Origin of the sequence: Paraburkholderia phytofirmans OLGA172 (assembly GCF_001634365.1) — a bacterium.
In the GTDB taxonomy this organism is placed as follows: domain Bacteria; phylum Pseudomonadota; class Gammaproteobacteria; order Burkholderiales; family Burkholderiaceae; genus Paraburkholderia.
Genome location: NZ_CP014579.1, coordinates 1,933,521 through 1,952,722, shown reverse-complemented (window position 1 = coordinate 1,952,722; position 19,202 = coordinate 1,933,521). Strand labels below are relative to the sequence as shown.

General features: G+C 57.6%; 16 protein-coding genes. 9 read left to right on the top strand and 7 right to left on the bottom strand.

Translation table 11 applies throughout. The annotated features are described in order from the left end of the window. Positions 1–9 precede the first annotated feature (9 nt). From AYM40_RS28770 to AYM40_RS28760, 3 genes are all read right to left on the bottom strand, one after another. On the bottom strand, positions 10–801 hold the full coding sequence (locus tag AYM40_RS28770) for a phosphate/phosphite/phosphonate ABC transporter substrate-binding protein (protein ID WP_063499492.1): 792 nt from the start codon (positions 799–801) through the stop codon (positions 10–12). Between the two features lie 19 nt (positions 802–820). Next, positions 821–1,099: a hypothetical protein gene (locus tag AYM40_RS28765; protein WP_063500775.1), complete on the bottom strand. Its 279-nt coding sequence runs from the start codon at positions 1,097–1,099 to the stop codon at positions 821–823. A gap of 617 nt (positions 1,100–1,716) precedes the next feature. Then, a complete protein-coding gene (locus AYM40_RS28760; RefSeq protein WP_063499491.1) occupies positions 1,717–2,475 on the bottom strand; it encodes a TetR/AcrR family transcriptional regulator in 759 nt (252 codons plus the stop codon). 377 nt (positions 2,476–2,852) lie between these two features. On the opposite strand from AYM40_RS28760, the gene AYM40_RS28755 reads away from it, so the two are divergent. The 8 genes from AYM40_RS28755 (at position 2,853) to AYM40_RS28720 (ending at position 14,549) form a co-directional block, all read left to right on the top strand. Beyond that, positions 2,853–3,641, top strand: a complete 789-nt coding sequence (locus tag AYM40_RS28755; RefSeq protein WP_063499490.1) for an enoyl-CoA hydratase/isomerase family protein — start codon at positions 2,853–2,855, stop codon at positions 3,639–3,641. A gap of 395 nt (positions 3,642–4,036) precedes the next feature. After that, the gene (locus AYM40_RS28750) at positions 4,037–5,137 is read left to right on the top strand and encodes a porin (RefSeq protein ID WP_063499489.1); all 1,101 of its coding nucleotides are present in this window, start codon (positions 4,037–4,039) and stop codon (positions 5,135–5,137) included. An 85-nt stretch (positions 5,138–5,222) separates the two neighbouring features. Then, positions 5,223–6,626 (top strand): MFS transporter, encoded by a 1,404-nt coding sequence (locus AYM40_RS28745; protein WP_063499488.1) that lies wholly within the window; start codon positions 5,223–5,225, stop codon positions 6,624–6,626. A 393-nt stretch (positions 6,627–7,019) separates the two neighbouring features. Beyond that, on the top strand, positions 7,020–8,753 hold the full coding sequence (locus AYM40_RS28740; protein WP_063499487.1) for a CocE/NonD family hydrolase: 1,734 nt from the start codon (positions 7,020–7,022) through the stop codon (positions 8,751–8,753). Positions 8,754–8,823: 70 nt separating this feature from the next. Further along, positions 8,824–9,612, top strand: coding sequence for an enoyl-CoA hydratase/isomerase family protein (locus tag AYM40_RS28735; RefSeq protein ID WP_063499486.1), 789 nt, complete (start codon positions 8,824–8,826; stop codon positions 9,610–9,612). Between the two features lie 186 nt (positions 9,613–9,798). Then, positions 9,799–11,535 (top strand): AMP-binding protein, encoded by a 1,737-nt coding sequence (locus tag AYM40_RS28730; protein ID WP_063499485.1) that lies wholly within the window; start codon positions 9,799–9,801, stop codon positions 11,533–11,535. Between the two features lie 119 nt (positions 11,536–11,654). Beyond that, the gene (locus AYM40_RS28725) at positions 11,655–13,409 is read left to right on the top strand and encodes an FAD-dependent oxidoreductase (protein ID WP_063499484.1); all 1,755 of its coding nucleotides are present in this window, start codon (positions 11,655–11,657) and stop codon (positions 13,407–13,409) included. Between the two features lie 192 nt (positions 13,410–13,601). Next, positions 13,602–14,549: a hydroxymethylglutaryl-CoA lyase gene (locus tag AYM40_RS28720; protein WP_063499483.1), complete on the top strand. Its 948-nt coding sequence runs from the start codon at positions 13,602–13,604 to the stop codon at positions 14,547–14,549. 31 nt (positions 14,550–14,580) lie between these two features. On the opposite strand, the gene AYM40_RS28715 is transcribed toward AYM40_RS28720, so the two are convergent. The 3 genes from AYM40_RS28715 to AYM40_RS28705 form a co-directional block, all read right to left on the bottom strand. After that, positions 14,581–15,264: a TetR/AcrR family transcriptional regulator gene (locus AYM40_RS28715; protein WP_063499482.1), complete on the bottom strand. Its 684-nt coding sequence runs from the start codon at positions 15,262–15,264 to the stop codon at positions 14,581–14,583. Positions 15,265–15,442: 178 nt separating this feature from the next. Next, positions 15,443–16,516 carry a maleylacetate reductase gene (locus AYM40_RS28710; RefSeq protein WP_063499481.1) on the bottom strand — a complete coding sequence of 358 codons (1,074 nt, stop codon included), beginning with the start codon at positions 16,514–16,516 and terminating at the stop codon, positions 15,443–15,445. A 60-nt stretch (positions 16,517–16,576) separates the two neighbouring features. Continuing rightward, positions 16,577–17,461 (bottom strand): intradiol ring-cleavage dioxygenase, encoded by an 885-nt coding sequence (locus AYM40_RS28705; protein WP_063499480.1) that lies wholly within the window; start codon positions 17,459–17,461, stop codon positions 16,577–16,579. Positions 17,462–17,592: 131 nt separating this feature from the next. Between AYM40_RS28705 and AYM40_RS28700 the strand changes: the two genes are divergently transcribed. Continuing rightward, positions 17,593–18,558: a LysR family transcriptional regulator gene (locus tag AYM40_RS28700; protein ID WP_063499479.1), complete on the top strand. Its 966-nt coding sequence runs from the start codon at positions 17,593–17,595 to the stop codon at positions 18,556–18,558. Between the two features lie 106 nt (positions 18,559–18,664). Here AYM40_RS28700 and AYM40_RS28695 read toward each other — a convergent pair whose 3' ends face one another. After that, on the bottom strand, positions 18,665–19,123 hold the full coding sequence (locus tag AYM40_RS28695) for a MarR family transcriptional regulator (RefSeq protein ID WP_335341202.1): 459 nt from the start codon (positions 19,121–19,123) through the stop codon (positions 18,665–18,667). Between the last annotated feature and the right edge of the window lie 79 nt (positions 19,124–19,202).

Genomic DNA, 19,202 nt, shown 5'->3' with positions numbered 1-19,202 from the left:
CCGCGAGTCTTAAGCGAGGCGCGCGTAGCCTGAGGCACGTGCCTCGTTTTCGAGTTGCTCGATCCGCTCGTAGTCCGTGAGCGGCAACGCGGAAAAGCCCTTCAAACGCAGGCGTTTGGCGCGCTCGGGCTGTGCAAGGTGCGCCTCGCTCAGTGCCTCGCGCAGCGTCTCGATTGTCGCGGCCGGCACGTTGTTGGAGGCAATCAAGGGCAAACCCGGAGAGGCTGCCGTCACGCCGATTTGCCGAACCTGCCGTGCCAGTTCCGGCAATTCATCGCAGACAAACGCGAACGTCACGCAGTCGATGGCGGCGACGTCCGCGCGATTTTCGACCACCGCTCGCAATGATCCAAGATGCGAACCGGTGCGCAGGACCGCGCTGAAAAACGCACCGCCGCGCGCAAGCGGCGCCACCGCATGGCGAAACACGTTCATGCCGCTGTTCGAATCGTCCTGATTGTAGGCGGCACGTGCGCCACGGCACGCCGCGAGCGAATCGAACTGCGCCTCTGCCCGCGTGACCAGTACGCTCGAATACTCCGCGCCTTTGCAGCCGGGCGCGTCGAAGCGCGGCGTGGCGATCAACTGAACCTGTTCGTTCAAACCATGCATCAAGGGATAGCCGCAGGTTTGCGAGAGCAGTACGTTGGGGCGCCGCCAGAAGCCATGCAGTTCCTCGTCGGGTTCGACGACGCGGCACGCCGGCTTCACCATGCGCAAGACGTCGTCCAGCCACTCGCGCCACGCAGTGGCGAGCGTGGGCGTCACGTTGTACATCGGCAGGGCGGCGATCCAGGTCATGGACGCGATTCTGGCATGCCTAATGTCTGACCATTCGGAATTCGTCGAGCCCCAGCCGCACGGGCTCGATCTGTTTGAACGGCCATTTACACACCACCACCTTCAATATTTCCAGTTGCGCGTTTTCGAACGCGATGAGCAAATCGCGGCGCCGCTTGCTGGCGGCTCCGCAATAGGTCATCAGTGCCTCGGCGCTGACCTCGAAGATCTGCACCCGTTCGTCAAAACAGACCCGGAAGGCGACCGTTGCGCATTCCGTGACACAGGGCCTGAATCCTTCATCGACATATACCGACATGGCTTTCTCCTGCCGCCCGCCCGAGTAATCAGGATAACCGGCCGTCAGTTTTCGGTATGTGGGAAAGCCGGCATTCGGTGTGAAAATGCCTGACACCCGCTTCACCTTGCTGACCTTGCCGGTCGGAAACAGAACTCGCCCGCGTGGAGGCGTGCGTAATCCGATTTTGCGCCAGGATGCCGGGCCCGTCATTCAGCGTTCGAGCGACAGTCCGTCCGGCGCGGCAACGTCCTCGGCAACCGGTGGCCCCATGCAGAAGAGCGCATGGCCTTCGTCGATGGTGGCGTCTGCGGGTTCTTCGTGCACGGCGGCGAGCCTTAGCTTCTTCCACCGCGACTCGAGCGGTGCAGTCGGCAATGAGGCGGCCAATGCAGCAGGCAATCAGGCGGGTGTCGCGAACCGTGGCGCATAGGCGACGTCAGACCAGCGAAACGGCAACGCCTCGCGACTGCGCCGCACTTCGGTAATACGAAAGCGCACCAGGCGCTCGGCCAGGGGAATCGATGTGATCAGGAAAAGGCTTGAATCGCCGGTGGACGGCTAGCGTCTGCCAGACCATCATCTTTAAAGCGAGTCGGATCGATCTTCCCTGAAACCCGGCAGTAGTGCGGGATATCTCAACTGTTCTTCGCGCGTGCGGATACGCGGGTCCGATTGCCGGACTTGCGCGAACGTGATTCGACCGTGTCCGAACGTTGCGTCTCCGGTTGCTTGCTAAAGACGAGTGCCTCGACCATCTGCCAATACGCCTCAACGACCTTGGGATCGGACGCAGAAACATTGCTGGTGGCGAGCATTTCCGGGCCGAATCCAGAAAGCGTTGATGTCAGGCTGATCATGAGATAGTGCAGGAGGATCGGTTCGACTTGGGGCAAGGTGTGTTCATCCTGCGCCTCGCGAATCTGCGGAATGATCCAGCTGATCAATGGCTTGAGCACCGTGTCGGCGAGCCACTGTAACCGAGGGCTGTACACCAGGAACTCCTGGAGCATGAAGCGATGAAACTCGGGGAAATCAACCGTGAAGCGAAACAAAGACCGATACACAAGTTTTACGCGGTCCGCCGCCATGGCAGGGGGCGTATCGGTCAGATAGGCATCCCACTCATGGCGAATGCGTTCGAACACATACTCCGCTACCGCCTGCCAGAGATCGTCCTTGGATCGGTAATGGTATGTGATAAGCGGATGTTGCAATCCGATGCGATCCGCGATGCTACGAATACTCGCAGCCTCAAAGCCCTTCGAGGCGAATTCGGCAAGTGCCGCGTTCAGGATCGCGGAGCGGGTTTCCTGCGACCGCTGCTGCTCTGCGCGTTTGAGTTCGGTTGGTCTGCTTTTGTTACCAACGCTCCTGGAACCTGTGCTGTCCGCCATTTGGTTTCTCGATTCGGAATTTCGTTATTCAGTTGCGTCCGTGCTCCAGTGCCGTTCGCCTTCCGACAGACCAACACCGTGCAGGCGTTGCAGGATCCGCGATCGTCAACAAAGGTATCACACACTCGCATCGGATCTTGAGCGCCGCTGAACCCGTTGAGCGCAGTCGATTTGCGCCGGCACAGTAACACACTATTTGCATCGCACATGCCGCATGCCCAGTCGATCCGCCGTCCCATGCTGTCCATTTTCCTTTTAAATTTACTGTTCGTAAAGTATAATATGCGTAAGTTGCCGGCTCCTGGTGTTCCGCCCGGCCCACGACAGAACTGAGTCCGACTACAGATTTACAGATTTGATTCACGGATCAAGGGCACATGGAAAGCAAAATCACGCTGACGTCAAATAACGACATCGCCTTCGTTACGATGGTGAACGAAACACGCGCGAACTCGATCGACAAGGCGTTCTGCGATGAGCTGCTGGGCGCCTTCGAGGATATTGAGGCGTCGTCCACGTATCGCGCAGTGATACTTCAAGCCAGAGGCAGAATATTTTCAGCCGGCGGAGATCTTCGTCAAATTCTTGACGGGCTGCAGCGTTCCGATTCCTCCCTCGAATCGTTGATTAGCGCACTGAACACCACGATCATGGCGATGCGGCGCTTGCCAATACCTGTGATCGCTAGCGTTCAGGGAGCGGCGGCAGGTGCGGGTTTTTCGCTGGCAATGGCGTGCGACCTGGTGGTGGCGTCGAGCGCTGCCCGCTTCGTCGTCGGCTATGCCAAGCTAGGAACATCCAGCGACGGTGGTCTGTCTTTTCATCTGGCGCGTCGATTGGGGGCCGCGAGGGCATTGGAGATCATGCTGACGCGGGACTCGTTGAGTGCCGACGAGGCTAGCCTGCTAGGACTCGTCCAGCGTATTGCCGAACCCGCTTCCTTGCAGGACGCCACCCTGGCGCTCGCGCGGAAAGTCATGGATGTACCCGCGGCGGCGGTTAGAGAAACAAAATCGCTGGTTGGAATGGCAGCCGAAGATGGCCTTGAGCGCCAGCTTGAAGAAGAAAAACGTGCGTTCCTGAGATGCGCGTCGACGAAAGCGTTTTCCCAGCGAGTCGCACAATTCGTCGCGGACTCTGCTTCGCCCAGAAGCGCATCGACCTGACGATAAAAACCTGGTCTCAAGGAAGGTCAGCAAACGTCCTGACCTGATGGCGCTTTTGTCCGATGCCGGCGTGCCGGGTTGGACGGCCGCGTGACGCTTAAGTTGGTCGAATGCACGATCCTGTGTGCAAGCCGATGCGGGATAACAACGCGTTGGCGTCCTCGTAACGTCGCTACCACACAACGCCACCATCGGCTTCCGATCCGTTGGACTGCCAGATTCAATCCCCTTCTCGTGGTGTCACGCACCCGTTCTCTTCATCATCAGGCGAAATATACCTGGGGATACTCCTATCCAAATTAAACTATACGACCGGAAAATTTAGACCTATCCTTCTTTCAGCGCCTCTGATGTACCGGTTGGTAGTGAATTCAAAATTGCAGGGGAGACTGGAGATGAAGAGATTGTCCTGGGCCGCGGCGCTGCTTTGTATCACGCCTGCGGTGGTGTACGCCCAAAGTTCCGTGACACTGTACGGTCTGCTGGATGAAGGCTTGACCTACTCAAGCAATCAAAACGGACATTCCGCGTGGTTGCTTCAGAGCGGAGGTGGATCGTTGTCCAGATGGGGACTGCGCGGTGCCGAAGACCTGGGGGGCGGTTACAAAGCGGTCTTCACATTAGAAAACGGCTTTGATCTGTCTAGCGGAAACCTCTCGAACAATGGGCGTCTGTTTGGACGGCAGGCGTACGTTGGCATTTCAAGTCCGTATGGGACGATCACCCTTGGTCGTCAGTACGAGGAAGTGGCCGAAATGCTCTCCACCGTCGCGGCCGGGTTGAACTGGGCGGTCTACTTCGCTCATGCCGGCGACGTTGACAACGCTGGCGGGAGCATACGAATCAACAACTCGGTCAAATACGCCAGTCCGAAAATCGGCGGCTTCACATTCGGTGCGCTCTATAGCTTTGGTGGGCAGCCCGGACAATTCTCCACGAATAGCGTGACGTCGGTGGGACTGAGCTACACGGGAATAAACCTCCCGCTGTATATAGCGGCCGCCTATACGATCATCAAGAATCCGTACGCCGCCGCATTCGATAGCACCGCGCCGCGAAACATCATTTACGCCCCGTACGTGCAGAGCGCGGAGAGCGAATCCATCGCAGGGGTAGGTACATCGTACAAGATCGGCAGTGCTTCAGTTGCCTTTGAGTACACAACGACGCGATTCAAGAAAGGCTTCCTTGGCAGTGACGTGCGGTTTGACAACTACGAGGCAAACGTCGGTTATTTCATTACACCCTTTCTGTTCGCAGGTGCGGCGTACATCTACACGCACGGCAAAGTGGGGGCGACCTCCGCGAGCCCAATCTATCGGGCAATCGATCTCTACACCAATTATTTCCTGTCGAAGCGGACGGATATTTACTTTGCCGCCGAACTGCTGAAAGCGGCGGGCTCGGCGACTCAGGCGCAGATCACGCTGATTCCTTCACCGTCGAGCGGACAGACTCAGGGCTTGTTGCGAGTCGGAATCCGTCACCGGTTTTAACGGCCCTGTGATGTCGGTGCTGTCGAGCGACAAGTGAAACCCGGTCGACCCCGGAACCCGGTGGTCGATCATCAAGGATGATGCGATGAAAAGCATAGGCTATGCCCAGCGGGATGTGCGCAAGATTTTTAACGATATGCCCGTGGGGCGAAAGCAGTGGACGGTGCTCCTCATCTGCTTCGCAGCAACAGCGATCGAGGGTTTCGACACGATCGTGATCAGTTTTATCGCGCCTGCAATAAGCCAGCACTGGCAGCTTTCGAGCGCGGCGCTCTCGCCTCTGGTGGCCTTTGGATTAACCGGACTGCTGATTGGCTCGATCGTTGGAGGAACAATGGCTGACCGTGTCGGTCGTCGAACGGTAAGCATCGTGGCCATCGCCTGGTTTGGAATCGCTGGTGTGATGTCGAGCGAAGCGCAGTCGATATTTCAGCTGGTTGCCTGGCGTTTTATAACCGGCCTCGGCATCGGGGCAGCGATGCCCGCTACATCAGCGATCGTCGCGGAATATAGCCCCGACCGTTCACGGTCAGCGATGCTCGCATCGACATACTGTGGATTTCTTTTCGGTGCGGCAGCCGCTGGTTTCGTGACGTCGTCGGCTATTGGGACGTTGGGTTGGCGAGGCATGCTTGTATTGAGTGGTCTTATGCCGCTTGGCGTTGCCGCGTTATTCGCATGGCAAGTACCGGAGTCACCGCTCTACATCGTGGCCAGCCGGAAGTCCAGCGAGCAGGCGAAACGAATTCTTGGCAAAGTGTTTCCGGCCTTAGACCTTTCTGGAATGCATTTATTCATCGCCGAAACGCGCGAATCGTTCAGCGGAAGCGGGGCGCTATTGAGCGGTGAATACCGGCTCGGCACCGTGTTGACGTGGTTTACCGAGTTTGCCGGTTATCTGGCGTTCTTTCTGATTGGGAGCTGGTTGCCGACGCACCTGAAGCAGGTGGGGCTATCGATGCACGACGCCTCGCAGGTATCGTCGATGTTCCAGTTCGGTGCGCTTGGCGGGGCGGTTCTTTTCGCTATCCTTGTGCGTCGCTATAACGTGGCGTCGGTCATTTCAGTGGCTTTCGGCGCAGGCTCCCTGCTTGTCATCGCTTTAGGCATGTCCGAAACCAATCAGTGGCATACGGGCGTGGTCTTCTTGTCCGGGATAGCTGTTGGCGGCCCGCTGATCTGTGTCAACACCATTCCGGGCATCTTCTATCCCACTGCGCTCCGTGCCTCCGGTGGGGGCTGGAACGTTGCGATCGGACGGCTGGGATCAATTGTCGGTACGTCGTTGATAGGCTTGATAGTCATATCGGGCTTTCCATATCTGTTCACCTGTGTGCTGTTGTCGATACCGCTCTTGATGGCTTGCGTATGCATGACCGTCATGGCGCGAGTTCTCTCTGCACAACGGCGAAAACTGAACGAACACGCACTGAACATCAGTACGGTATCGGCAGGGGATCCACCGTTGCCGAACACCACCATGCAGTGACGTAGGGCAGTGGCAGGAGCGGCCGATTGTGCTCCTGTTTTTCCGGTACTTTGACGGCACATGGCACGTTTTTCCCCAGGAGAGTCGCGGTCCAACAACGCGGATCCCCTGAACGGGAAAATGCTGCCCGGTTGTTCGCACGTTAGGTGTACGGGCATTCAGTCCCCCAAGCTTTACAAAATTGCAGACGAAGATGCTCTTTGGACTTGAAGAGGCACGTAGTTCGTCTTGCATACTTTACGAACGTGAAGTATAGTGAATTACGGAACCTGCTTGATCGTGCGACTTTCCCAAAGAGCGAACACGAAAGCGCATGTCGGCAGGTAAGGAATATTTTCAGACCGGACACGGCTGTCAGTCGAGGCCATACGTGCCAACGAAACAGGAGGAGAGATGATTGAGCAACGCGACGTTATCGTAACGATGCGGGACGGCACCCGTCTTGCGGTAGACGTCTATCGGCCGGATGCGGATGGTAAGTATCCCGTACTGTACGCTTCGGCGCTGCACAACAAGGATCTTCAAGGTCCGGATATTGCGGATGTCTTGCCCCCGCAGCCCGCGCATGCTCCGCTCTGGTTCGGACCTATCGAGGCTGGGGACACGCGTCGCTTTCTTGCGAATGGTTATGTACACGTAATTGCGCAACCGCGCGGCTCCGCCAAGTCGGAAGGCCACTATGGCGAGGAGAATACCGACCATTACGACATGATCGAATGGATCACGCAGCAGCCGTGGTCCGACGGCAAGGTCGGGATGGTGGGTATTTCGGGCTTTGCCGGTGAACAATGGCGTGCGGCGGCGCAAGGCCACCCCGCGCTCAAGGCGATCTTTCCGTACGACGCTTGTAGTGCGTACGGCGGTATGTTCGGGTTTCGGGACTTCAATCCTGGTGGTGTCGTCCACACATTCCCTTACTTGCTCGACGTTTTCAGTACTGTGCACGAGCCGCGCGGTGTGCCGGGTACGTTACCCGATGCGCAGGAGGAGCTCTGGCGCGCAGCCATGCGCAATCCCGACTACAAGATGTACATCAACCTGTACAACATCCTGACGCAGAAGGGGCAGAGAACGGGGGTGATGTACCACATCATGACGAACCCGTGGGAGCCGGACGGGACAGTTGAGCGAGCCGAAGAAGTCTTCAAGTCGATCAAGGTGCCGTTCTATACGGGTTCCGGCGCCTATGCCTACACCTACAAATTGCACTGGCTTGGCGCCCAGCATTACTTCAAGAATGTCAAACAGCCGCGTAAGCTGATCTTTACGGGTCCCGCGCATCTGGAACGGCCATTCCATCAATACCACGACGAGGTCATTCGCTGGTACGACTATTGGTTGAAGGGTATCGATACGGGCATCATGGATGAGCCCCCGGTCCGCTACTGGGTCATGGGCGCCAACGAATGGCGAACAGGTAGTGACTGGCCGTTGCCTGAAACGCAATGGGCGAAGTACTACCTCGCAGGCTGGGAGCAGCTTTCTACAGACGCCCCTCGGCCTTCGGCGGAGGTCGGCAATGCACATCGGGAGCCGGATGTCTTCACGCAAATGCCGCTCAAAAAGACATCCAGGGTTGAGCGCCTGCGCTACATGACCGATCCGCTTGCGCAAGACGTATTGGTAGCGGGGCCGATTTCGCTGACGCTTTACGCAGAGATTGACCAGCCAGACACGAACTGGATCGTCGTCCTCAAGGACGTGGGTCCGGACGTATCGGTCGTTACCGCACGCGTCGGCGAACGGACGGTTCCGGAGACGTTGCCGGAGCGTGAACTTACCCGCGGCTGGTTGAAAGCGTCATATCGCGCAACGGATCCTGACCGATCTACGCCTGCGGAACCGTTCCACAAATTGACGAAAGGTTCGATCGAGCCGGTCACACCAGGCGAGATCGTCAAATATGAAATCCAGGTGCTCGCGACGGCAAACCAGTTTAAGGCCGGACATCGAATCTGTATCGAGATATGTAGTCTCGACGTGCCTACGGGAACGGGCGCGATGACCGACGTCGAGTACATTCCGTATCACGTTACCAGCAGCAATACGGTCACTCACAAGATTTACCGGGACGCGGATCGCCCCTCACATTTGCTGCTTCCAATCATTCCCTTGAATGGACAGTAATCCTGCATTGCGAATTCCAGCGGGGCGTCATGGACGCGTGGTGACTTTGACTGAAAAACGAGGTTAGACGATGAAAAGCATACGTTTTGAACGCGACGGGAAAGTTGGGAATATCGTCCTGGCGAATCCGCCCTACAACCGGCTCGATGCGCGGTTTGCACAGTGTCTCCGGGAGGCGGTTCACGAAGCTAGCGAAAGCGACATTCGGGTGCTGGTGATCCGGGCAGAGGGGCCGAACTTCAGTCTCGGTGGAGAAGTTCGCGAATGGCCAGATAAGGACCTGAACTGGTTCCGCACATTCGTCGCGGAAATCAACAGTTCGTATCGTGCAATCGAAGCGCTTCGCGTCCCGACGGTAGCGGTGGTGCAGGGCCTGGCTTTCGGCGGTGGCTTCGAACTCGCATTGAACTGTGACTTCATTGTGGCGGCGACCGACGCGGTGTTCCGATGCGTCGAGGTAACGACGGCGATGCTTCCTATTGCGGGAGCGCTGCAGCGGTTGGCCGAGCGAGTGGGGCGTAGCAACGCGTCCCGCTTCGCGATGCTGGGCGAACCGATTCCCGGCAGCGTGGCCGGAGAGCTCGGCATTGCGACGTACGTGGCTGAACCGGATGCGCTCGAACGTGTTGCTGCGGAGCTGGTTACGCGGCTTTCCGACGGCCCCACGCTGTCGTACGCAGCTACCCGCACACTGCTCAAGGTGTGGTCAAGCGGTGGCGTCAATGGTGCGGATGCCGCCATGCTGGATGTTTGCATGGACTTATACAACACCGAGGACGCCACGCGGGGTTTCATCAACTCGGCCAAGGCATTCGACGTCGACCAGGAGCCAGCGGAGATGGTCTTTCACGGGAAATAGGCTAACGTTTCCCAGTCATCAAGTTACGAAATCGTAACAATGATCAGCAATCCTGACCGTGAAATCGACCTACGCGTCTTTGCCGTGCAGCGTTCGGTAAAGTCCGGCGGCATTGCAAACACGACATAGCCTCGGTTCCACGGACTCCTGGTTAGAAACGTGTAGCAACGATTGGAGGATGGTTTCATGCATACTTTACCCGGTTCCCTTACGCTCGATGCGCCTGCCGATGGCGTTGCCTACGTAAGGGGTTCGACGGACGTTCCGTTGAGCGAGTCTACAGTCGGCCAGTTTTTAAGGGAAACAGCACGCCGGTTGCCTGATCAGCAAGCCGTGGTATTCCGCGAGCAACAGGTGCGGTGGACATGGAGGAAATTTGACGATCATGTCGATCAACTCGCCGCAGGTTTCCTGTCATTGGGAATAGGAACGGGGGATCGGGTCGGCATCTGGTCTCCGAACCGGTTCGAATGGTTGCTCACGCAGTTTGCGACGGCACGCATCGGCGCTGTATTGGTCAACATCAACCCTGCCTATCGCGTAGCGGAACTCGAGTACGCGCTGCGGAAAGTAGGATGTAAAGCGCTCGTCACTGCCGAGAGTTTCAAAACGTCGAACTACATTTCGATGTTGCTCGACATAGCGCCTGAACTGGCGTCGCAGAACCCGGACGAGTTGAGGGCCGCACGCCTGCCCGACCTTCGTGCGGTGATTTCCATGGGTGATTGGCGCGTGTCGGGCGTCATGTCATTCCACGCGGTGATGCAGCACGGAGAGGAGATTCTTCGAGACAAAGGGCGTGAGGCAATCGATAAAATCGAGCAAACACTTTCGCCCTACGACCCGATCAATGTCCAGTTCACGAGTGGCACCACCGGTAGCCCGAAGGGTGCAACGCTGACACATCGGAACATCGTCAACAACGCGCGTTTTGTCGCTATGGCGATGAAGCTGTCCGAAGCCGACTCACTTTGTATTCCTGTCCCGCTATACCATTGTTTCGGAATGGTGCTCGGCGTACTTGCGTGCGTGTCGGTTGGCGCGCAGATGGTCTTCCCGGGCGAAGGATTCGACGCAGGTGCGACTCTCGCGGCAGTCTCGGAAGAGCGTTGTACCGCGCTTCACGGGGTGCCGACCATGTTTATCGCTGAGCTTGGGCATCCGGACTTTTCATCGTTCGACCTGAGCAGTCTCAGGACCGGCATCATGGCGGGATCGCCTTGTCCTATCGAAACAATGAATCAGGTTGTGGCCAAAATGCATATGCGGGAGGTCACCATTGCGTATGGAATGACAGAGACCAGCCCCGTGTCGTTTCAGAGTGCAACCATGGATCCGCTAGATAAGCGCACCACAACAGTCGGGCGGATTCAACCTCATCTCGAGGTCAAGATCGTTGATTTCGATGGCAATACTGTACCTGTCGGTGAAACCGGGGAACTCTGTACAAGAGGATACTCTGTGATGCTGGGGTACTGGGAAGACGAAACGAAAACGCGCGAAAGCATCGTTGACGGATGGATGCATACAGGCGATCTCGCAACGATCGACGCCGATGGCTATTGCAATATCGTCGGTAGGCTGAAGGACATGGTGATTCGAGGGGGAGAGAACATCTATCCCCGCGAAGTTGAGGAATACCTCTTCAGGCATCCAAAGATACAGAACGTGCAGGTGTTTGGCGTGCCGGACGAAAAGAACGGCGAGGAGTTGTGTGCCTGGGTCGTGCTTCGGCAAGGTGAGGGTTCCACCGAGGAGGACATCAAAGACTTTTGCCGAGGGCAGATCGCTCACTATAAGGTGCCTAAATATATTCGCTTCGTGAGCGAATTGCCGATGACTGTTACCGGAAAAGTACAGAAGTTCGCAATGCGTGAGGAAATGATCCGCTATCTTAATCTGACCGAGCACAAGACCGCCTGACAGGTTCGCGAAAACCGAGCAGGTTCGCAAAAATCGAGACTCGTAAACTCGCTATGGATTAGGTATCCGAAATATATGGGCGCGGCGGGGTGCGAAAGTTTGAAAAATGGAGGTGTCGAATGTATGAAATAACCACGGATGTACTCATCGTCGGGACGGGGCCAGCCGGCTCCGCCTCTGCCGCGCTGCTTTCGACGTACGGTATCGATAACCTGGTCATCAACCAATATCGTTGGTTGGCCAACACGCCCCGAGCGCACATCACAAACCTGCGCACTATGGAAGTCCTGCGCGACCTCGGCCAGCAAGTGGAGCAGGAGGCTTACCTGCACGCGACCGATCAGGATCTGATGGGCGGGACGGTTTTCTGCGAAAGTCTGACCGGTGAGGAGATTGGCAGGGTGCCCAGTTGGGGACTGCATCCGCTGTCACGAGCGGAACGTCAATTGTCGAGTCCGACAAAGATGAACGATTTGCCGCAGACGTTCATGGAGCCGCTGCTGTTCAAGACGGCCTGCGCACGCGGTACTGAGGCGCGGATGAGCACGGAATATCTGAGTCATACGCAGACCGGAGACGGTGTGATCACGCTGTGTCGCGATCGCTTGTCGGGGGAGGAATTCACGGTCAGATCAAAATACCTGATCGGCGCAGACGGAGGAAATTCCAAGGTCGCAAAGGACGCGGCTCTGCCTTTCGAAGGGCAGATGGGTGTGCGGGGGTCGATGAACATCTGGTTCCGCGCGGACCTGTCTGAATTCGTTGCGCACCGCCCTGCAGTGTTGTACCCGATCATGCAACCGGGCGCGGAAGTGGGCGGTATCGGAATGGGCCTGATCCGGATGGTTCGGCCTTGGCACGAGTGGTTGATTGTTTGGGGTTATGACATCAATGAGCCTGCTCCGGTTGTGGACGAGGCAAAGGCCACCACGATCGCACGCCAACTGGTGGGCAAGCCGGATCTCGAAATCGAACTGTTGGGCGCGAATACCTGGACAGTGAACAACATGTACGCAACCCGCATGCAGGCGGGGAGAGTGTTCTGCATGGGCGATGCGACTCACCGACACCCACCTTCCGGCGGATTGGGCTCCAACACATCGATTCAGGACGCATTTAACCTCGCGTGGAAGCTTGCAGCAGTCATCAAGGGTCACGCAGGCGAAGCGCTTCTGGATACCTATACGGCTGAGCGTGCGCCGATCGCCAGGCAGGTCGTCACCCGCGCGAACCAATCGATTGCCGAATTCGCCCCGCTCTATAGCGCGCTTGGCATCGACAAATCGAACGACGCGGAAGTCTTGCAAGCGAATATGCATGCTCGAAGCGCGAGCACGGAGGCGGCGGAAAAGCAGCGGGAAGCCATTCGGGAAGCGTTGGCGTTCAAGCGATATGAACTGGACGCCCATGGCGTGGAGATGAATCAGCGCTATCAATCGAGCGCTGCGGTGACCGACGGGCAAGCCGAACCGACGTTCACGCGTGACCGTGAGCTGTATTACCACGCCACGACATGGCCCGGTGCGCGTCTGCCGCATGCCTGGATTTCCGACTCCCGTGGACGGCCGCACTCCACGCTTGACCTCGCGGGACATGGGCGATTCGTGCTGTTCACCGGGCTTGGAGGCGAAGCATGGGTTGAAGCTGCCTCAAGAGTTGGCGAGGAGCTGGGGTTGAAGGTTGACGTACACGTTATTGGTCCGCGGCAGCCCTATGCGGACCACACTGGCGACTGGGCTCGCGTGCGCGAAATCAGCGACAGTGGTTGCGTATTGACCCGCCCCGACCATCATGTGGCGTGGCGTAGCCTCACGTTGCCGAATGATCCGGCAGCGGAGCTTCGCCGGGTATTGGCGCAGGTGCTTTCGAGGTAAATGCTGAAGGCGAGCGTCTCGCCTGGATTCGTGTGATGACCAATCCACGGCGAGACGTATACACAATTCGAGCACCGTCGGTCCTGCTAGTGGCAGGCATGCGGTCTCATTCTTTCACGGAGCTGCTTCTGCGGTGTCGCAATCGTGCCCCATGTCGCGGGTGTTGCTCCTTGCCACGAAATGGAGTCCAAAATGAATCAACAGGAGCCTTTGAGCGCCGGCACGACTAGTGGTCTTCCACGGCACGTACGCGTTGTTGAGGTCGGCCCCAGGGACGGTCTGCAGGCGGAAAGCAGATTCATACCAACCGACACCAAGATTGAACTGGTCAATCGGCTCGTTGGTGCCGGCGTACGACGAATCGAAGCGGCTTCCTTCGTGTCGCCAAAATGGATTCCGCAAATGGCCGACGGCGCGGCAGTCTTGGCTGGGATCGATCGCGAAGCGGGCGTCTCGTATGCCGCACTGACACCCAACATGAGAGGGCTTGAGGCCGCGCTTGAGAGCAAGGTCGACGAGGTCGTCATTTTCGGTGCGGCGAGCGAAGCATTTTCGATGCGTAACATCAATTGTTCTGTCACGGAATCACTCGAACGCTTTTCCCCCGTGGCGCGTATGGCGAAAGCAGCGGGATTGCGATTGCGCGCCAGCATTTCATGCTCCTTCGGATGTCCGTATCAGGGGCCGGTGAGCGTTGATGCCGTCGTCGATATGGTCAGGCGCTTTCGCGATCTGGGGTGTGACGAAATCGACATTGCCGATACGATTGGGGTGGGCACGGTACACCATGTTCAGCGGGTTGTTGAGGCGGCTTCCAGAGAGTTTCCGTTGGAGCAGCTTGCTGGCCACTTTCATGACACTTATGGGCAGGCATTGGCCAATATCGTCGGCGCGCTTCAGGTCGGAATGTCGATGTTCCACGCATCCGTTGGCGGACTGGGCGGTTGCCCCTATGCCAAAGGCGCCACCGGAAATGTTGCTACAGAAGATCTGCTCTACCTGCTGGACGGTCTCGGGATTGAAACGGGAATTGACCTGGACGCCATCGTTTCGATTGGCGATTGGGTGAGTCAGGAAATGGACAGGGAGAATGGCGCGCGCGCCGGTAGGGCACTGACAGCGCGCAAGGCACGCAACTGAGCTTGGTGCTTGGTGTGCCAACGGGGATCGCCTAACGTGATGCAGATGCGCCAAACACGAGCTGCTCTACGGTGCACCAATATTCTTTAGCCAGCGCCGGATCGGACGGTGATAGATTACTGGTCGCCGAAATTTCCGGAGCGAAGCCCGACAGGGTCGACGTCAGACTAATCAACATGTAGTGGAAAACAATCGGGTCGACGTTGGGTACCGCGTGCTCCTCCTGGACCGCGCGGATTTGCGGCAGCAGCCAATCGAGCAGTGGTTTCAAGATGATATCCGCCAGCCATTGCAGCCGCGAGCTGTAACCTAGCGATTCCTGAAGGACGAAGCGGTGAAATTCGGGAAAGTCTACAGTGAAGCGAAACAGCGCCCTATACGCCAGCTTGAGCCGATCGACTGCACTAGCTGGGCCAAAACTGAGTAGACTTGCATCGCGTTCTTGCTGGACACGTTCGAATACATATTCGGCCACCGCCTGCCACAGAATTTCTTTGGAACGAAAGTGATAGGTAATGAGCGGATGCTGCTTCCCGATTCGTTCTGCAATGCTGCGAATACTCGTGGCCTCGAAACCCTTTGATGAAAACTCGGTAAGCGCCGCATTTAAAATGGCCGAACGAGTTTCCTGCGCACGTTGCTGCTCAGTACGCTTCAGTTTCGCCGGGCGACGCGCCCGGGCGATTCTTTCATCAGGGAGTGCTCGTGACGCCATTTGCGAATACGCTGCGACATTTTGAAACGAATATCAATGAGTCACAGTAGCATAAAATTAAATAATCTACCGATTTTAAACCAGGGTCTGCTCCATAATTATCGATTGTGTCGACAGTACTTTGTATGAGCGCTGTAAATGCACTTTTGATAGAGTGACACGCAAACCGGAACTCGCTTTACAAGCCATCATTTGGCGCGCTACCGTCGAATGCCCGCTGCAACAATGCGCGAATCGCGCCGCGTTCTAGCGGACGCGGATTCCAGTAAGCGTTGTTGCACGCAATGTCGGCGGCCTGGTCGAGTTGTTCCTCGAGCATGCCGATTTCCTTCAGTGCGACGGGCGCACCGTTTGCGCGCGCGAGTTCGTATAGACCTTGCGCGGCATTGTCGTGTCCGATCGCCCGCGCGATCCGTCGCACCGCGTCGGGCACAGCGTCGGCGTTGTACGCCAATGCGTGTGGCAGCACAATGGTGTGGGTGGGTGCGTGCGGCAGATTGAAACTGCCGCCGAGCGTATGGCATAGCTTGTGATGCAACGCCATACCGACGCTTCCGAGCACTGTGCCGCAAAGCCAGGCGCCATAGAGCGCATCGGCGCGCGCAGATGGGTCGTTGGGCTGTGCGACGATTTTGGGTAAGCTGCGCGCAAGCGCCGCGATGCCCTCTTCGGCCATCAGGCTGGTAAGAGGATTTGCATCACGCGAATACAGACCTTCTGCCGCGTGTGCGATTGCATTGATGCCGCTTGTCACTGACAGGCTTACTGGCAGGGTCAGGGTCAGGTCTGGATCGTAGACTACCGTTTTGGGCAATACGCGCAAATCAGTGCCAGTCCGTTTCAGGCCTGATTCGGTCAACCCGAATATGGGCGTCATTTCACTGCCAGCGTAGGTGGTCGGCACGGCGAGAATGGGCAGGCTCGTCTCAAGGGCAAGACCCTTCGCGAGGCCAATTGCGGAGCCGCCGCCCACGGCGATGACGCAGTCGGCATTCAGCGATGCGGCAAGCGTGCGCACTTCCGTGACCAGCTCAACCGGCACGTGCATGGCAGCGCGATCAAACACACCCGCTGCGAGCGAACCTAACTGGTCGGCAACCGCTACACCCAGTGTGCGCTGCTCCTGACTACAGAGAACCAGAGCGCGCCGTACGTGCAGCGTGTGCAATTCACGTTCGATGTGGGTGCGTGAGCCGCTCCCAAAGACGACGCGTGTAGCGCGCCCGTTATAGACGAATTCAGATGTTGACATCGTGGGTCCCTTCTTCGGTGTGCCCGTTCTCTGGCACGTGCTGCGTATCGATATGCGCGCTCATGCTCCCTGCTCCGAAGGGTTAAGAACGAAGTCATAGTCGAGCGTGTAAAACCGGGTCTCCATCGCAGTGCCGTCCGGTGCGATACCCGGCGGATGCTCGACCCAGTCGACGATCAACGTTGAGCGCACGCCGAACACGGCGTCCGAGTCGAGATACTTGTCCCCATTCCGGAACACGTGTGTAATCAAAGGTTCGTACCCTGGCGCCTTGATCCAGAAGTGCAGGTGGGCCGGGCGCCACGGATGGCGTCCGAGCGCATCAAGCATTCTGCCAACCGGTCCGTCGTGCGGAATGGGATAGGCCTCGGCGAGAATCGAGCGGAAATGAAAGAGCCCGTCAGGCAGCGTCTGCAAACGACCACGGGCTTGATACTCTACCTTTTCTTCCAGAGGGTCCCCGTACTGCACGTCGTAGTACCCGTCTTCATCGGATTGCCAGACTTCGATCGCTGCCCCGGCGACAGGTTCTCCCGAAAGACCCCGAACGCTGCCGGTAACAAAACAGGGGAGGCCTGCCGCACCGTTGGAAATATCGTCTCCGTTCGCGTATTCGGGGGCGCCTGAAACAAAGAAGGGACCAAGAACGGTTGCTTCCGTGCATTCGGCCGGCTTGCGGTTGTTCTGTGTCGTAACCAGCATCGACAAACCGAGCGTATCCGACAGAAGTACGAACTCCTGACGTTTTTGATCAGTGATATGACCAACGTCGGTGAGAAAGTTAATTGCGTACAGCCATTCATTCTCGGTCAGTTTCACGTCTCTTGCGAACGAATGCAAATGCTGGACAAGGCTCGTCATCACGGTGCGCAGCCTGTCGTTGGTACAGCCGGTCATCGCCGCGAGCACCGCCTGGGTGATGGTGTCTTCGTTGATATTGCGCATGGTCTTTCCTTGAAATCCACGTTGCTGACCTCAGCCCTTGGATGGGGTCTCTTCCTACTGTAACGGCGTTCTTCGAGGAGAAATATGAGCTATAGTAAAAACATATTTCCAGTAAGCGGAAAAGTCGTCACATGGATCGCTACACGCAAATGGAGTTCTTCGTGCTGACGGCAGACCTCGGCAGCCTGTCCCAGGCGGCGGAGCGGCTTGGCATTTCAAACGCCGCGGCGAGCCGCATGTTGAGCGCGCTGGAAGACCGGTTGGGAGCGCGCCTCGTCGAGCGGACCACGCGCCGACTATGGCTAACGGATGCAGGGCGCGAGTATCAACGTCGCTGCGTGTCGATCCTTGCTGACCTTGCCGAAGCGGATATCGCAGTCAGCGACATGGCCCAGAGGCCAAGGGGCGTGTTGCGTGTGACAAGCTCGATATCGTTCGCGATGTTGCACATCGCACCGTGGCTGCCGGAATTCAATCAACGCTACCCTGAACTCGTTGTCCAGATAACGGCGGCGAACCGTTACCCGAATTTCATCGAGGCGGGCATCGATGTCGCGATCCGCACGCGTGAGCACGAGGGCGACTCGGGCATTACTGTGCGGCGGCTCGCGCATACGCGCCGCGTGCTGGCCGCGTCGCCTGCCTATCTGGCGCAGCACGGCGTGCCGGAGACGCCCGAAGACATCGCACAGCATAACTTGCTCGTCTATAGCTACGCGGCGAACCCACATCTGTTGCAATTGAAGCGGGACCGGGAACGACGCAACATTCCGATCAGTGCGGCGCTGGAGTCAAACGAAGGGCAGGTCATTTGCGCCGCAGGGCGCGCCGGGCTGGGGATCGTCATTCAGCCGCTGTACATCGTGCATGAGGATATCGTTGCAGGCCGGCTGATACCGCTATTGAGCGACTGGGAGTTGCCGCCTCTGACGATCAACCTCGCATATCAGAGCCGGCGGAACCAGCCTGCGAAAATTCGCGTGTTTGCGGATGCATTGAGCGAGCATGTCAAGAAACAGGATCTGGAAGCTCGCTGGAACACCGTGCCGAAGATTGCCTTCAGCGCACGCACTTCGCAGACAAACCAGGCCCGCTAATGGTCCAGCGAACGTGGCAAATCCAATCGAGGTCGTCGCGGCCGCCGTGGGATGCGTCAACTGGAACCGTTGACTCCGCGCAAAAAAACCGACCACTGGAGCGAGGTTAAGGCAGATCGTCAAGCGCGCCTGAGTTTTCGTACAACCTGAGCAACATGGAGCGCAACACCTTGACGTCGCCTGCGGCGAAGCCTGAGAGAACCACCGACTCATGGCGCTTTGCGACAGGGACGATGCGCAGAGCAAGCTCTTCTCCCCTTTCCGTTAGAACGACCCTGATCGACCGTCCATCTGTCTCACTCCTCTCCCGTCGCACCAACTCCTGCCCCTCGAGACGATCGATGATTCTGGAGAGCGCCGAAATATCCGATGATGCATGGACAGACAGTTCAGACAAAGTCTGACCCGGAACATACAGAAGCGAGGCACAGACTCGCCACTCGCTGAGGTTCAGGCCAAACGGTTTAAGTGCCTTCGAGAACGCGTTTCCCATTCGGCTGGTGGCACGTGCCATCAGGAAGGGAATCGCCTTTTCCAGTTCTTCTGGTCGCTTTGGAGTGTTCACGATCGTCGCCGGGATTGAGGGTTTACGTGAGCCAATATGTTTGATAATTCAATTATACCTTGCGCCCCAGTAATTGAAT

What these genes read in the sequence shown, in the direction of transcription:
- AYM40_RS28735 (WP_063499486.1), top strand. Translation starts at nt 8,824, where the DNA reads ATGAAAAGCATACGTTTTGAACGCGACGGGAAAGTTGGGAATATCGTC.
- AYM40_RS28760 (WP_063499491.1), bottom strand. Translation starts at nt 2,475, where the DNA reads ATGGCGGACAGCACAGGTTCCAGGAGCGTTGGTAACAAAAGCAGACCA.
- AYM40_RS28700 (WP_063499479.1), top strand. Translation starts at nt 17,593, where the DNA reads ATGGATCGCTACACGCAAATGGAGTTCTTCGTGCTGACGGCAGACCTC.
- AYM40_RS28720 (WP_063499483.1), top strand. Translation starts at nt 13,602, where the DNA reads ATGAATCAACAGGAGCCTTTGAGCGCCGGCACGACTAGTGGTCTTCCA.
- AYM40_RS28745 (WP_063499488.1), top strand. Translation starts at nt 5,223, where the DNA reads ATGAAAAGCATAGGCTATGCCCAGCGGGATGTGCGCAAGATTTTTAAC.
- AYM40_RS28715 (WP_063499482.1), bottom strand. Translation starts at nt 15,264, where the DNA reads ATGGCGTCACGAGCACTCCCTGATGAAAGAATCGCCCGGGCGCGTCGC.
- AYM40_RS28725 (WP_063499484.1), top strand. Translation starts at nt 11,655, where the DNA reads ATGTATGAAATAACCACGGATGTACTCATCGTCGGGACGGGGCCAGCC.
- AYM40_RS28705 (WP_063499480.1), bottom strand. Translation starts at nt 17,461, where the DNA reads ATGCGCAATATCAACGAAGACACCATCACCCAGGCGGTGCTCGCGGCG.
- AYM40_RS28710 (WP_063499481.1), bottom strand. Translation starts at nt 16,516, where the DNA reads ATGTCAACATCTGAATTCGTCTATAACGGGCGCGCTACACGCGTCGTC.
- AYM40_RS28755 (WP_063499490.1), top strand. Translation starts at nt 2,853, where the DNA reads ATGGAAAGCAAAATCACGCTGACGTCAAATAACGACATCGCCTTCGTT.
- AYM40_RS28765 (WP_063500775.1), bottom strand. Translation starts at nt 1,099, where the DNA reads ATGTCGGTATATGTCGATGAAGGATTCAGGCCCTGTGTCACGGAATGC.
- AYM40_RS28740 (WP_063499487.1), top strand. Translation starts at nt 7,020, where the DNA reads ATGATTGAGCAACGCGACGTTATCGTAACGATGCGGGACGGCACCCGT.
- AYM40_RS28770 (WP_063499492.1), bottom strand. Translation starts at nt 801, where the DNA reads ATGACCTGGATCGCCGCCCTGCCGATGTACAACGTGACGCCCACGCTC.
- AYM40_RS28730 (WP_063499485.1), top strand. Translation starts at nt 9,799, where the DNA reads ATGCATACTTTACCCGGTTCCCTTACGCTCGATGCGCCTGCCGATGGC.
- AYM40_RS28750 (WP_063499489.1), top strand. Translation starts at nt 4,037, where the DNA reads ATGAAGAGATTGTCCTGGGCCGCGGCGCTGCTTTGTATCACGCCTGCG.